Here is a 12389-nt window from a genome sequence, read left to right as displayed (position 1 = left end):
CATGCTGGAAGAACGACGAGTCGCCGACCCGCGGCCCGACGAATGCGGGGGCGCCCGCCGAGTACAGGAGCTGGCATGAGAGTGGCGATTCCGTTGACGGGCACCCGCGGCGACGTCCAACCCGCCGTGGCGCTCGGCCTCGAGCTGCGCAGACGCGGCCACGACGTGCTGCTCGGCGCGCCGCCGAACCTGGTCGGCTTCGCCACCCGCACCGGCCTGTCCGCGGTCAGCTGCGGGCCGGACGTGCAACAGCTCTACGCCTCCGATGAAGGTCAGAAGGCGCTCGCCGCGGGCAGCAGCTTCCGGCTCATGCAACTCGTCGGCAAGCAGATGGCCGACTACGCCGAGCAGATGAACCGCGAGGTGATCGACGTCTGCGCCGGCGCGGACATCATCGTCTCGACGATGCTCACCGAGGACCGGGCCGCGTCGGTCGCCGAGGCGATGCGGGTGCCGCTGGTCTCGTTGCACGGCTTCCCGTGCCGCAAGAACGCCGCGTATCCGTTCCCGGGCGCGTTACCGGCGGATTGGCAGCCGCCGGGTGTGGTCAACCGGGCCACCTGGCTGCTCGCCGAGAACCTGCGCCGCGTCGTCTTCATGAAGTACCTGAACCAGCTGCGCAGGGAACTCGGCCTGCCGCGCTCGACCGCCGGTCCGGCCGCCGTGCTCGAACGCGGCGGCGTGCCCGAGGTGCAGATCTACGACCCCGCGCTGGTCCCGGGCTTGGCCGAGGAGTGGGGCGCGCGCAGGCCGCTCGTCGGCTTCCTGCCGCTGGAACGGACCGCGCGCGAAGCCCTGGGCGAGCTGGCCGCCGACCACGGCGAGGTGATCGCCTGGATCGCCGAGGGCGAGCCGCCGGTGTACTTCGGCTTCGGCAGCATGCCCATCCGCGACACTCACGCCGTGCTCGCCCTCGTCGAGGAGGTGTGCGCGAGCCTCGGCATCCGTGGCCTGGTGAGTGCGGGCTGGAGCGATCTGGCCGCCGCCGACGCGGAAACCAGTGCGCGGGTCAAGGTGGTCGGCCCGGTCGCGCACGACATCGTCTTCCCGGTGTGCGCCGCCGCGGTGCATCACGGCGGCATCGGCACCACCTTCGAGAGCCTGCGCGCCGGGCTGCCGACGCTGGTGTGCTCGGTGTCGTTCGACCAGCCGATGTGGGGTGGGCAGGTCGAACGGCTCGGCGTCGGCGCGCATCTGAGTTTCCGCAAACTCGACCGCGATCGGCTGGAGTCAGGGGTGCGCACGCTGCTCGAGCAGGGGACCGTACAGCGCGCGAAAGCCCTTGCCGGCGAGCTGCAATCGCATGCGGACGCGACTCCCCGAACCGCCGATATCGTCGAAGCGGCCGCCGGGTGAGCAGGACCGCGGCGGTGGCATGAGCGAGCCGGTCACGGCCGTCACCGATTCCGCCGTCATGTTCCGGCGCGCGGTGCGGCACACCCTGCGCAGCCGGGACACGCTGCTGATCTCGCTGCTGCTGCCGGTGCTGATCATGCTGCTGTTCGTGTACGTGTTCGGCGGCGCGATCCAGGTGTACGGCCCGTACATCGACTACGTGATTCCCGGAATCATCCTGCTTTGCACCGGATTCGGCGCCTCGATCACCGCGACCGCGGTAGCGACCGACTTGCGCACCGGCGCGGTGGACCGCTTCCGGACCTTGCCGATCTTCCGGCAGGCCCTGCTCGCCGGGCATGTGGGTGAGGGCGTCGTGCGCAACCTGATCGCCGTCGCCATCGTGCTCGCGGTCGGCACGATTCTGGGATTCCGCTCGGACACCGGCTTTTTCGCGTGGCTGGGCGCGCTCGCGATAACCCTGCTCTTCGTGCACGCGATCACCTGGATCGCGGTGGCATTGGGTCTGCTTGCGCAAAATCCCGAGGCGGCGGGTGGATTCACCTACGCGATCATGTTCATCCCGTACATCAGCAGCGCCTTCGTACCCACCAGCTCCATGCCGTCCTGGCTCCGTGGTTTCGCCGAGCATCAGCCCGCGACACCGGTGATCGACACGCTCCGAAACCTGCTCACCGGCAGCACGGAGAGTAACGCGCTATCGGCCGTGCTCTGGTCGGTCGGCCTGGCAATTGTCGGATACGTCTGCGCCGCAATGCTCTTCGCCCGCAGATCGCGGAACTGAGTCAGTTAGGCCGAAGTGTCGGGGCGCGAATCCGACCGCGCGCGTTCGCGTTCGGCGGCGGTGGCGAGGTAGTCGCCGAGTTCGTGACGCAGCGTGACGTCCAGTGAGCGGGCCAGGGTGGAGTGCACCGAGGCGACGGCGAGTTCGCGCATCTTGCTCAACATCGTTGTGGTGTCGGCGATCTCGCTGCTGGTATCGGGGAGCCAGCCGGGGCCGTGCTCATCGATGATGTGCTGCTTGGCCGCGGTGATCATGATGTGGGTGATGTCGTCGATGCGGTCGGCGACCTTGGCGTAGATCTCGATCAGCGTGCGCAGTTCCAGCCCGTACTCGTGCAACTCGGCGAACGAGGTGAGCAGCTGGGTTTCGGTGAACACGACCGTGTCACCTTCGAGCCGGACCAGTTTCATCTCGCGCAGCCGGTCGACCAGCTCGTCGGCCTCGGCGCCGAGGATGGTGCCGATCAGCTCGCGCGGGACCTCGAACGTCTCGTCCTTGGCCCAGGACGCGGTCACCGCGTGTTGCAGGCCGAGCACCTCGGTGAGGTCCTTGCCGGTCTCCCAGCTGGTGATGAAGTCACCGATGTGCGAGGTGGTGAAGCCGCGTTGCAGCAGCGCGTCGATCAACCGCAGCCGTTCCAGGTGTGAGTTGTCGTAGATGCTGGCCCGGCCGTCCTTGCCGACCGGCGGGGGCAGCAGTCCACGTTCCTGATACGCCCGCACGTTGCGGGTGGTGGTGCCCGCGGCGCGCGCGAGGTCATCGATCCGGTACTCCATCGATTCCACCTCCTCGCCCACCACGGCCCCGGTGTGCCGGCGACCGAACAGCCCGATCAATGTCCCATTGCGGCGCTCACGGGCCCTCCGTGGTGACGCAAGCTGCCGCCTCCGGGCCTGTCGCTCACGCCGCGTGATCGACCGAGTCTATCGCCAAGGTCGCCGGCGACCGTCATCTAGGAAACCGCCGCGATCCGGGGCCTGCGTGCGTCGCGATCCGCGGCGACGACCGTGTAGTCGGCGAGGTCCACGGTCCGCAGCTGGTTGACGTACTGCGTGGCGAACCCCGGATACATGGTCGCGTTGAACCCGTCCTCGGTCAGGTACCAGCTGTGGCAACCCGAGTTCCAGGTGGTGCTGGTCAGCCTGCGCTGCATGCCCGCGTTGTAGCGGTCCTGCCGGTCCTTGCGGACGTCGAGGATGCGCAGATCCTGCTCCAGGATGGTGCCGACGGCACTCACCAGGTAGTCGATCTGCGCCTCCATGTACACCAGCGCCGAGTTGTGACCCGGCCCCGAGTTCGGCCCGAACGTGAGGAACAGGTTCGGGTACCCCGACACCGCGACGCTCTTGTAGGCGTACGCGCCGCCCGACCATTCGTCGGCCAGCACCCGGCCGTCGCGGCCGACGACCGGAATCGGAGTACCGGTCTTGGACACATCGAAGCCGGTCGCGAAGACGATGCAATCGGCCTGGTGTTCCACACCTTCCGCGGTCCGGATGCCGCGCTCGGAGAGCTTGGCGATGGGCCAGGTGATCAGCTTGCAGTTGTCCCGTTGCAGGGCCGGGTAGTAGTCGTCGGTCATCAGCAGCCGCTTGCAGCCCGCCCGGAAGTCCGGGGTCAGCTGGCGGCGCAGCCAGGGATCCTTGACCTGCCTGCGCAATTGGGCCTTGCCGACCAGTTCGACGACCCTGGTCAGCGGCGTGTTCCAGACGACGCCGAGGGCGACCGACTCGTGCCCGTAGAACCAGGCCTGCCGCGCCAGCTGCTCGGCGGCGGGCACCCGGCGATAGATCTCCTTGGTCACCGCGTTGGTGCGCCGGTTGACCCGGGGCAGCACCCAGCCCGGTGTCCGTTGAAAGACCTTGACCGAGGCCGCCTTATCGACCAGCTCGGGGATGATCTGTACCGCGCTCGCGCCGGTGCCGACGACAGCGACCTTCTTGCCGGTGAAGTCGTAATCGTGATCCCAACGGGCACTGTGGATCTTGTGCCCGGCGTAGTCGTCTATTCCGCGGATGTTCGGAAAGCTGGCATTGGCCAGCGGTCCCGAGGCGAGCACGACCGCGCGGGCCCGGACCGGGTCCTGGCCGTCGATGCCGATCTCCCACTGCCCGGCCTGCTCGTCGAAGACGAGGCCGGACACGTTGCTGCCGAACCGGAAATGCGGTCCGAGGCCGAATTCGGCGGCCATCGACTCGATGTAGCCGAGGATCTCGTTGCTGCCCGAGTAGGTGTGCGACCAGTCCGGGTTCGGCGCGAAGCTGTAGGAGTACAGTCGCGACGGAATGTCGCATGCCGCACCGGGATAGGTGTTGTCGCGCCAGGTGCCGCCGATCGCGTCGCCGCGTTCGAAGATGGCGAACCCGTCGATGCCCTTCTGTTTCAGGCGAATCGCGGCGCCGATGCCGGCGAACCCGCCGCCGATGATGGCGACGTCTAATGTCTGATTGCTCATCTGTCCTATGCCGCCGGCTCGTAGGTGACTTCCTTGACCCAGGTCGGGTCCCTGCGCAGCAGTGCCTTCGGCACTCTGGCGGTGATCTTCACCAGCGCGTCGGCGAACAGGTGGTACGGGTGGCCGCGGTCGATCACCCAGCCGCCCTGCATCTTCACCAGCTGATACATCGGCAGCCTGCGCGCGAATTCGCTGCGCTCACCGACGTTGGCGTAGCGCTTGAGCGCCGAGTACAGCTTCTCCTCGTCGACACCCATCTCGACGATGTTGTCGCGCATCTTGTTCAGCAGCGGCACATAGCTCAGCACGCCGATGATCAGCGACGGCTTCAGCCAGCCGCCGATGAGGTCGGTGGCGAGCTTGCGGATCTGTGCGTGACCGAGGACGTCCATCACCGCGAAATCGACGGCCAGGTGCCGGGATTCGTCGTTGTTGATCTTCTTGAAGACGTCCTGGCAGACCGGGTCGTGGATCTCGTCCATGATGAACTTGACCAGCGCGCCGTCCAGCGCGACCTCGAGCATGGGGATGACCGTGCCCAGGAACGACAGCGACATGCCGTCGGCGTATTTGTCCAGGAAGTCGATCACCAGCTTGACGTTCACGTTCGGCTGCGGGATCTCGTCGCCGTCGAGCATGCCCCAGCGCCGCATCAGCGCCAGTTCGGCATTGGCGTGCCGCTGCTCTTCGGCGTGGAAGTAGCGGTAGATCTCGCGCAGCGTCTCGGTGGGCGCCTTCTTCGCCATGGCGGCGAAGCCGCGCGCGCCGACGTTCTCGATCCACATCAGATCGGCCATGAACGGCTTGAGCTTGGCGTGCAGCTCGGGTGTGATCGTCTCGGCGCCCGGTGCGTCCCAATCGATGTCGGCCAGCGCCCACTGCCGGTCTTTGATCTTGGCGAGCATATCGTCGAAGTCCATCGTGATGGCCATGTCAGACTCCTGTCTTATCGGTGACCGACGTACGGTCGGTGGAAGGCGAGTTGTCCTGGGGCAGAACCCGATCCAGGAGGCCGAGGACGTAGGTGTACTGGGCGGGGAAGTAGCGCTTGAGCCGCCAGACGACGTGGGCGTCCAGCTGCGGCAGCACATACAGCTGCCCGCGGTCGTGCGCGTCGAGGGTGCTGCGGGCGACGTATTCGGGGGAGAAGCCGGTCCAGCGCATGAGGGTGTCGGCCAGTCCGGCCGACTGCTGGGTGATCCGGCCGTCCTTGGCCACATTGGTTTTCACGAACGTGGGGCACAGCACGGTGACCGCGACGCCGGTGCCGCTCAGCTCCGCCGCCATCGTCTCCGACAACGACATCACGCCCGCCTTGGACACGTTGTAGACGGCCATTGACGGCGCGGCGGCGAAGCCGGCGGCGGAGGCGACATTGATGATCCCGCCCCGGCGCGCGGCCCGCAGCTGCGGCGTGAACACCTCACACCCGTGCACCACACCCCACAGGTTGATGCCCAGCGCCCACTCCCAGTCCGTGAAACCGACCTGGCCGACCCGTTTTCCGCCGATGCCGACGCCTGCGTTGTTGATCACCAGGCTGACCGGGCGTTCGAACAGCGATTCGGCAAAGCGCGCAAGGTTTTCCACGTCTTCGCGCTGTGCCACATCGCAGCGGAACGCGTGCGCGGTGCCGGGATGCTTGCGTTCGATCAGCGCGACGGTCTGGTCGGCGCGGGCCTCATCGATGTCGGCGCAGATCACCTGCCCGCCGCGGTCGGCGAGCTCCAGCGCGAAGGCCCGGCCGATGCCGCTGCCCGCGCCGGTCACCACCGCTCGCGCGCCGTGCGTGCGCCGGGGCCGATTGCCGAGCGGCAGTAGTTTTTCCAGTCCGAACATCGTCAGCTCACCTTCTCGGAGACAGTGCGGTCGGCCAGCGCCGCGCGCAGGAACTCGGCCGCGCGGGTCAGGGCCTGATCGGCTTCGGGCACCAGCGTCGGCAACGCCTGGAAGACGTGCACCTGACCCGGCCAAATCTCTAGTTCGCAGCGGCCGCCCGCGCCGCGCACCGTCTCGCACAGCGCTCGTGCGTCGGCCCTGAGCATTTCGGCGCCGCCGACCTGAACGAGCATGGGCGGCAAGGGGATACCCTCCGGCACGGTCAGCCGCAGCCGGGGCAGGTCGTCGGGCAGGCCCTTCGTGTACTCACGTGGCATCCGGCTCGCGGCGGCGGCGGAAATGAGTGGATCACGTTGCTGCCGTTCCTGTTCGGCGGCCAGCTTCAGGGTGAGATCGAACAGCGGCGAGAACATCGCTACCGCCGCGGGCTGCGGGATGCGGTGGCGGTTGTTCTCGATGAGCAGGTCGAGCGCCAGGTGCCCGCCGGCCGAATCGCCGGCGATCACCAGGTCGTCCGCGGCATAGCCGCGGTCGAGCAGCCAGCGGTAGCCGGCCTCGATGTCGTCGGCGGCCGCCGGGAAGCGGTGCTCCGGGGCGAGGCGGTAGTCCACGACGAAGACCGGGAGTCCGGTCTTGCGCGACAACTGTGCGGCCAGCCCGCGATGGGTGCGCGCCGAGCAGATGACGTAGGCGCTGCCGTGAATGTAATAGACGGCGCGCCGGCCGAAGGAGACGCCGGCCGCACGGACCCATTCGCCGCGCACCGGCCCGGACCGGACCGGAGTGATCGCGGTGCCGCGGGGGACCGGACCGCCGACCGCCATGAAGGTGGCAACCAACTTGCGGGCGAACCAGACGCCCGGGGCGTTCATCGGCACCGCGTTGTTCAGCGGGCGTAACCCGATCTGGGTGGCCGTCGCGGCCAGTGTGGCCCGCGCAGAGGCTCTAGCGGGCACCCTGGGGATCGAGGTCTTCGTTGACCTTGTCATGCGCTCAGAATCATCCATGGATGTGCCAGTTGTCAATGGCACATTCATTGCAGGCTGATCGCGATCGGTGTTGACCTGCGAAAACGACCGCGGTACCAGCAGGTCTGCTGGTACCGCGGTCGTCGGTAGGTTCGGCGATCAGCGCGCTTTGCGCAGGCCCAGGTATTGCAGGGCGGCGAAGCCACCGACGGTGGCCGCCTGCATGACCGTCCAGATGGAACCCACCGTGTTCAGGTCGAGCACGCCTTCGATCAGGGCGGCGAGGCTGACCACGACCCAGGCGGCGTTGCCGGCGATCACCACGCGGGTGGCATTGGTGCTGATCGTCTGCCGCGTGCCGATGATCGCCACCGCCACGCCGTACAGCGTCAGGAAGATCCCGATCGGAATGCCGATCTCGGTGTCCAGGCCGAGCAGCGACTCCAGCGGCTTGGCCAGGGCGAGGTAGGCCAGGCCGTTGACGCCGGTGACCACGGCGTCCAAGCGGAGCGAGAGGCGAAGCAACTGCGGGCCGGGGGCCAGGACGGAGGACAGGTAGGACGGGGCGGTGGTGGTCATGGCAGAGTTTCCTTCAGTGAATCAAGCTGGGGCGGAACGGGTTCAGGCTGCGGCGGGCACCTTGTCGAGGAAGCCGTACACGTTGGCGATGCGGCCGTCCTCGATAACGGCGACGTCGAAGCCGACGACCACCGCGGGGGCATCGGCCGGGCCGAGCTCCCAGGTGAAGCGGACCTGGTCGTGGTGCGCGTCCACCGGGCCGGCCAGGCGGAACGTCCAGCCGGGGAATTGTGCTTGCGCGGCAGCGATTCCGGCGTCGATGGCGTCGTGGCCGGCGACCGCCATCAGCGGATCGGTGTAGCCGGCGTTCTCGGTGAAGACCCGGGCGACGGCGGCCTTGCGGGCGGCGGCGTCGGTGGTGTTCCAGGCTTCCAGGTACTGGGCGACGATGGTGTTCATGATGGCTCCTTCGGGGGCTCTGAGCTGCGGTTTCGCTGTCGTTCCTGCTGACAGGAACTACGTTATGGCCGCAGGGGGGTGCCCCGAATCAGTCATCTATAAGTACTTTCCGGCGAGGTATACGTACGTCGCCGGTCGAGGTCAGTAGCCTCGGTCCGGATCTATCGGTGCCAGGAGGTCTTTGCCGGTGACGAAGCGTTCGACGTTCGCGCCCGCGTGGTCGGCGAAGGCGGCCAGGCGCAACTGGGGTGGGTTCGAATCATGCGGCGTCACAATGGCATTCGGCAGCACCCAGAGCGGGTGGCCGTCGGGCAGCGGTTCCGGCTCGGTGACGTCCAGTCCCGCGCCGGCGATCGCGCCGGAGGCGAGCGCGGTGACCAGGGCGTCGGTGTCGATCAGACTGCCGCGGGCGACATTGATGACCCAGGAGGACGGCTTCAGCCGGGCGAGCACGTCCGCGTCGATGAGATGGTGGGTCGCCGCGGTGGCGGGGGCGGCGACGACCACATGGTCGGTGCGCGGCCACACCCGGGAGAGGTGGTCGGTGGAGATCGTCTCGATCGTGTCGGGGATGCCGGGGCCGGTGATCGGACGGCCGGACCGGTTGACCGCGATCACGTGCGCGCCGAGCGGGGTGAGCATCGGGATCAGCGCCTGCCCGATGCCGCCCGCGCCGACGATGGTGACCGTCTTGCCGCGCAGCGAACCGATATGCGGGAAGAAATCCTGCTGCCGCCAGCTGCCCGCGCGCAGCTGCTCGGGCAGATAACGCACCCCGGCCAGCAAGAGCATCAGCGCGTGCTCGGCCACGCTTGCGGCGAAAGCGCCTGCGGCAGAAGTGAACTGGACCTTCGGATGGGCGGCGATCACGCCCGCGGTGAACCAGTCCTCGACACCGGCGGCGGGCAACTGCACCCACTCGATCGTGTCCGGCAGCTCATCCGGGAACTGCCCCGGCGTCCCCGCCCAGATCAACCCACGCGCCTCGGCCAGATCGGCGACCCGCGCGCCGCCGTCCTCGACCGCCTTCACCAACAGCGCGGGAGGCGGATCGGCCGGCCCGATCGCTATCGCTACTGCCGATCGGCTCATGGACAGACCTCCTTCGGAGCACAGCGGGTGCGCTGGTGACAGCGCCGCAGCGACGTTAGCACCGCCATCGCGACGGCACTCGGCGCGTCCGACGCCGGCCTGGTAGAAGACGCCGCGCATGGATCCGCCCGATGCGCTCGAACCTGCTCGCAATCCCCTGCGCGGGCGGGCAATTTGCGCGCGCCGCTTCGAGAACTCCGAGGTGCACTGGCCGGGGTCGACCTGTCCGGTCAGCCCATTCCAGCGGCTGCTCGATCTCGAACGCGGCCTTGTCGATGCCGTAGTGCAGGTCGTTGAGCGTGGTGGGGTGGGTGAACATGTGTGCGCCGGCGAGGGTGGTTCGTGGGTGGCGGGGTCAGTCGTCCAGGTCGGTTTCCGCGTCGAGGTCGGCGTCTACCTTGTCGCGGTCGGCCCATTCCAGCAGCTGATCGAGCTCGAAGACCGCGTCGTCGATGCCCTCGTGCAGGTCGCCGAGTTCGGCGAAGCGGGCGGGAACGGTCTTGATGGTGAAGTCGCGCGGGTCGACGTCGGGGATCTCTTCCCAGCGGATCGGGGTGGAGACGGTGGCCGTCGGGACGCCGCGGACCGAGTAGGCGGCGGCGATGGTGTGGTCGCGGGCGTTCTGGTTGTAGTCGACGAACAGCATCGTCGGATCGCGGTCCTTGCGCCACCAGGTGGTGGTCACGTCCTCGGGTGCGCGGCGTTCGACCTCGCGGGCGAAGGCGAGCGCCGCGCGGCGCACCTCTTTGAACCCCCAGTTCGGTGCGATGCGGACGTAGATGTGTAAACCGTTGCCGCCGGAGGTCTTCGGCCAGCCGACCGCGCCGAGCTCGTCGAGCACCTCGTGCGCGACCCCGGCCACCCGCTGCACCCGCGACCACGGGCAGTCCGGCATCGGATCCAGATCGATGCGCCACTCGTCGGGGCGCTCGGTGTCGGCCGCGCGGGAGTTCCACGGATGGAACTCGACCGTGGACATCTGCACGGCCCAGATGACGTCCGCCAGCTCGTTCACGCAGAGCTCGTCGGCGTGCCTGCCGTAGCGGGGGAAGAAGACGCGCACCGTGTTGATCCAGTTCGGCGCGCCCGCGGGCAGCCGCTTCTGGTGCACCTTGTCCCCGGCCAGCCCCTTCGGAAAGCGGTGCAGCATGCACGGCCGGTCGCGCAGCGCGCGGACGATGCCGTCGCCGACGCTCAGGTAGTACTGCACCAGGTCGAGCTTCGTCGCGCCGGTCTCCGGGAAGTACACCCGGTCCGGGTTCGAAATGCGGATCGTGCGGTCGCCGACATCCAGTTCGATCGCCGCCGCCGCAGCCTTGCTGGCCACGGATCCGACGATAGCCGAACCGGTCGCCTGTTGGTCGTCCGAAAACGCGCATCACCATGTGCTGCATTCTGGTATGCATAGGGGGATGCACGAGGCAGGTGCCGCCACCTCGTGTGCCGGTAGTTCACGGTCAGCGAGCGATACACCCACCGGCCGGGCACATACGGCGCCATCATCGTGTCCCATGAATCGGCGGCCGAGCGTGAGCGAGGTGCGAGATGCGAGGCAGCCTATGCCGAAGTCGCGCGCTTACGTCCGCAAGCGTGAGTACGCGCAGCGTTTGGCTTCCGTTCTCCGTCGGCCTCGGCGCACCCGTGCACCTGATCGGCGACTGCCTCACCGACCGCGGCTGTCAGTCAGATGGCAGTGCGCTGTCAATGTCGGGTCGATCGCTGGCGAGGCGGAGATATGAGCGAGCCGGTGCGGGGCGATTGGCAGCGCGGGTCGCGTACTCGAGCCTTGGCGAAGGGATAGGCATGAGTGAGCGCGGCGTGGTTGGTCAGTGCCAGCGGGCTTTGCCTAGGTTGGCACCGGGCGGTAGGGAGGTTCGGGCATGAGTAAGGCGACTCGGGTGACCGTGACGTTGGATCCGCAGGTGGCCGAATGGGCGAAACAGGCGGCTGAGCAGCAGAATCGGAGTCTATCCTCGGTGATCAATGCCTCGCTGCGTACCGCGCTGGTGCACGAAAGCCTGGCCAAGCTGGCCGTGGACGACGCCGCCGAACAGGCCGCGGCGTATGACGACTTGAATGTCACCGAGGCCGCCGAGACCGACGCCCGCGGCGCCGCATGAGACGGGGTGAGGTCTGGCGTTACTCTCCGGCATTGCGCGACGGCACCCCGCTGCCCAGGCGTATGTCGGTGGTGCTGGTCTCCGACTCGGCGGTGATCACCTCGCCCTATCGCTGGCTGCACGTGGTTCCGCTGCGTGACGCCGACCCCGGCCACGTGCTGGCTACGCACACCGAACACGGCTGGGCCGACACCCTCGAACTACACCGCGCCTACCGCCCGTGGCTCACCGAGCAACTCGGCGCACTGACGACCAGCGAATCGGAATCGCTCGACGCCAGGCTGCGCGCAACCCTCAGCCTGTAACCAGCAGCTTCGCTGCCCGCGAACACCATTGTGGCCCGCGGTTCGGCGAGCACACTGGACCTCATGAGAAAACTATTGCGAGCAATCCGAAGACTCCTCGGCGGCAAGGTAACCACCGGCGGCGGCCCACCCGGCCGCGAGGGCGGCGGCGGCACAGCAGGCGTCCGCGAACCCCGACGCCCCCTACCCCCGGACAACCACCTCAGCGCAACCCGCCGAATCGAGCCCGACCCCAAAACAATCACCCTCCCCGATCCCCGCAACTGACCGTCACCTGTCCGGGTTGCACACAGGGGGCGTGCATTCAGGCCGAATGCAGTACGCCCGCGCAATCGAGTCGAGTCAAATGGCTGTTATCGAAGATCAACTAGCAACCTGTTGACTCGACTCGATGCATACCGCGCCAACGGTACGATGTCCGCCCGGCAAGGGCGTGCGGGTCGCCCGAACGGATTGCTATCCCAATTGGATACGCCCACAACAGAATCGCAC

Annotated in this window: 13 protein-coding genes; 4 read left to right on the top strand and 9 right to left on the bottom strand. The window is 67.8% G+C overall.

All coding sequences use genetic code 11. The features are described 5' to 3' along the window. The first annotated feature begins 75 nt into the window (after window positions 1–75). A complete protein-coding gene (locus ACFYO1_RS28160) occupies window positions 76–1356 on the top strand; it encodes a glycosyltransferase (protein WP_387236955.1) in 1281 nt (426 codons plus the stop codon). 19 nt (window positions 1357–1375) lie between these two features. After that, entirely contained in the window at window positions 1376–2140 is a 765-nt protein-coding gene (locus tag ACFYO1_RS28155; protein ID WP_387236953.1) for an ABC transporter permease, read from the top strand. 5 nt (window positions 2141–2145) lie between these two features. On the opposite strand, the gene ACFYO1_RS28150 is transcribed toward ACFYO1_RS28155, so the two are convergent. The 9 genes from ACFYO1_RS28150 to ligD all read right to left on the bottom strand — a co-directional run bounded on the left by ACFYO1_RS28150 (window position 2146) and on the right by ligD (window position 10799). Next, the gene (locus ACFYO1_RS28150) at window positions 2146–2916 is read right to left on the bottom strand and encodes a MerR family transcriptional regulator (RefSeq protein WP_387236951.1); all 771 of its coding nucleotides are present in this window, start codon (window positions 2914–2916) and stop codon (window positions 2146–2148) included. A 176-nt stretch (window positions 2917–3092) separates the two neighbouring features. After that, window positions 3093–4595 carry a flavin-containing monooxygenase gene (locus ACFYO1_RS28145; RefSeq protein WP_387236949.1) on the bottom strand — a complete coding sequence of 501 codons (1503 nt, stop codon included), beginning with the start codon at window positions 4593–4595 and terminating at the stop codon, window positions 3093–3095. Between the two features lie 5 nt (window positions 4596–4600). Then, window positions 4601–5521, bottom strand: a complete 921-nt coding sequence (locus ACFYO1_RS28140) for a ferritin-like domain-containing protein (protein WP_387238626.1) — start codon at window positions 5519–5521, stop codon at window positions 4601–4603. Between the two features lie 7 nt (window positions 5522–5528). Beyond that, window positions 5529–6434, bottom strand: coding sequence for an SDR family NAD(P)-dependent oxidoreductase (locus tag ACFYO1_RS28135; protein WP_387236947.1), 906 nt, complete (start codon window positions 6432–6434; stop codon window positions 5529–5531). 2 nt (window positions 6435–6436) lie between these two features. Further along, entirely contained in the window at window positions 6437–7423 is a 987-nt protein-coding gene (locus ACFYO1_RS28130) for an alpha/beta hydrolase (RefSeq protein WP_387236945.1), read from the bottom strand. 138 nt (window positions 7424–7561) lie between these two features. Then, a complete protein-coding gene (locus ACFYO1_RS28125) occupies window positions 7562–7981 on the bottom strand; it encodes a hypothetical protein (protein WP_387236943.1) in 420 nt (139 codons plus the stop codon). Window positions 7982–8023: 42 nt separating this feature from the next. Beyond that, entirely contained in the window at window positions 8024–8380 is a 357-nt protein-coding gene (locus ACFYO1_RS28120; RefSeq protein ID WP_387236941.1) for a nuclear transport factor 2 family protein, read from the bottom strand. Between the two features lie 141 nt (window positions 8381–8521). Continuing rightward, window positions 8522–9472, bottom strand: coding sequence for a D-isomer specific 2-hydroxyacid dehydrogenase family protein (locus ACFYO1_RS28115; protein WP_387236939.1), 951 nt, complete (start codon window positions 9470–9472; stop codon window positions 8522–8524). Between the two features lie 355 nt (window positions 9473–9827). Next, entirely contained in the window at window positions 9828–10799 is a 972-nt protein-coding gene (gene ligD, locus ACFYO1_RS28110) for a non-homologous end-joining DNA ligase (RefSeq protein ID WP_387236937.1), read from the bottom strand. 553 nt (window positions 10800–11352) lie between these two features. On the opposite strand from ligD, the gene ACFYO1_RS28105 reads away from it, so the two are divergent. Together ACFYO1_RS28105 and ACFYO1_RS28100 are read left to right on the top strand one after the other, a co-directional pair. Further along, entirely contained in the window at window positions 11353–11592 is a 240-nt protein-coding gene (locus tag ACFYO1_RS28105; protein ID WP_387236935.1) for a DUF6364 family protein, read from the top strand. A gap of 32 nt (window positions 11593–11624) precedes the next feature. Further along, the gene (locus ACFYO1_RS28100; RefSeq protein ID WP_387236933.1) at window positions 11625–11897 is read left to right on the top strand and encodes a hypothetical protein; all 273 of its coding nucleotides are present in this window, start codon (window positions 11625–11627) and stop codon (window positions 11895–11897) included. Window positions 11898–12389: the final 492 nt, after the last annotated feature.

This window comes from Nocardia sp. NPDC006044 (assembly GCF_042871115.1).
Classification (GTDB): Bacteria; Actinomycetota; Actinomycetes; order Mycobacteriales; family Mycobacteriaceae; genus Nocardia.
This window is presented reverse-complemented; position numbering and strand designations above follow the sequence as displayed.

What these genes read in the sequence shown, in the direction of transcription:
- ACFYO1_RS28160 (WP_387236955.1), top strand. Translation starts at nt 76, where the DNA reads ATGAGAGTGGCGATTCCGTTGACGGGCACCCGCGGCGACGTCCAACCC.
- ACFYO1_RS28115 (WP_387236939.1), bottom strand. Translation starts at nt 9,472, where the DNA reads ATGAGCCGATCGGCAGTAGCGATAGCGATCGGGCCGGCCGATCCGCCT.
- ACFYO1_RS28135 (WP_387236947.1), bottom strand. Translation starts at nt 6,434, where the DNA reads ATGTTCGGACTGGAAAAACTACTGCCGCTCGGCAATCGGCCCCGGCGC.
- ACFYO1_RS28105 (WP_387236935.1), top strand. Translation starts at nt 11,353, where the DNA reads ATGAGTAAGGCGACTCGGGTGACCGTGACGTTGGATCCGCAGGTGGCC.
- ACFYO1_RS28125 (WP_387236943.1), bottom strand. Translation starts at nt 7,981, where the DNA reads ATGACCACCACCGCCCCGTCCTACCTGTCCTCCGTCCTGGCCCCCGGC.
- ACFYO1_RS28150 (WP_387236951.1), bottom strand. Translation starts at nt 2,916, where the DNA reads ATGGAGTACCGGATCGATGACCTCGCGCGCGCCGCGGGCACCACCACC.
- ACFYO1_RS28120 (WP_387236941.1), bottom strand. Translation starts at nt 8,380, where the DNA reads ATGAACACCATCGTCGCCCAGTACCTGGAAGCCTGGAACACCACCGAC.
- ACFYO1_RS28130 (WP_387236945.1), bottom strand. Translation starts at nt 7,423, where the DNA reads ATGACAAGGTCAACGAAGACCTCGATCCCCAGGGTGCCCGCTAGAGCC.
- ACFYO1_RS28155 (WP_387236953.1), top strand. Translation starts at nt 1,376, where the DNA reads ATGAGCGAGCCGGTCACGGCCGTCACCGATTCCGCCGTCATGTTCCGG.
- ACFYO1_RS28145 (WP_387236949.1), bottom strand. Translation starts at nt 4,595, where the DNA reads ATGAGCAATCAGACATTAGACGTCGCCATCATCGGCGGCGGGTTCGCC.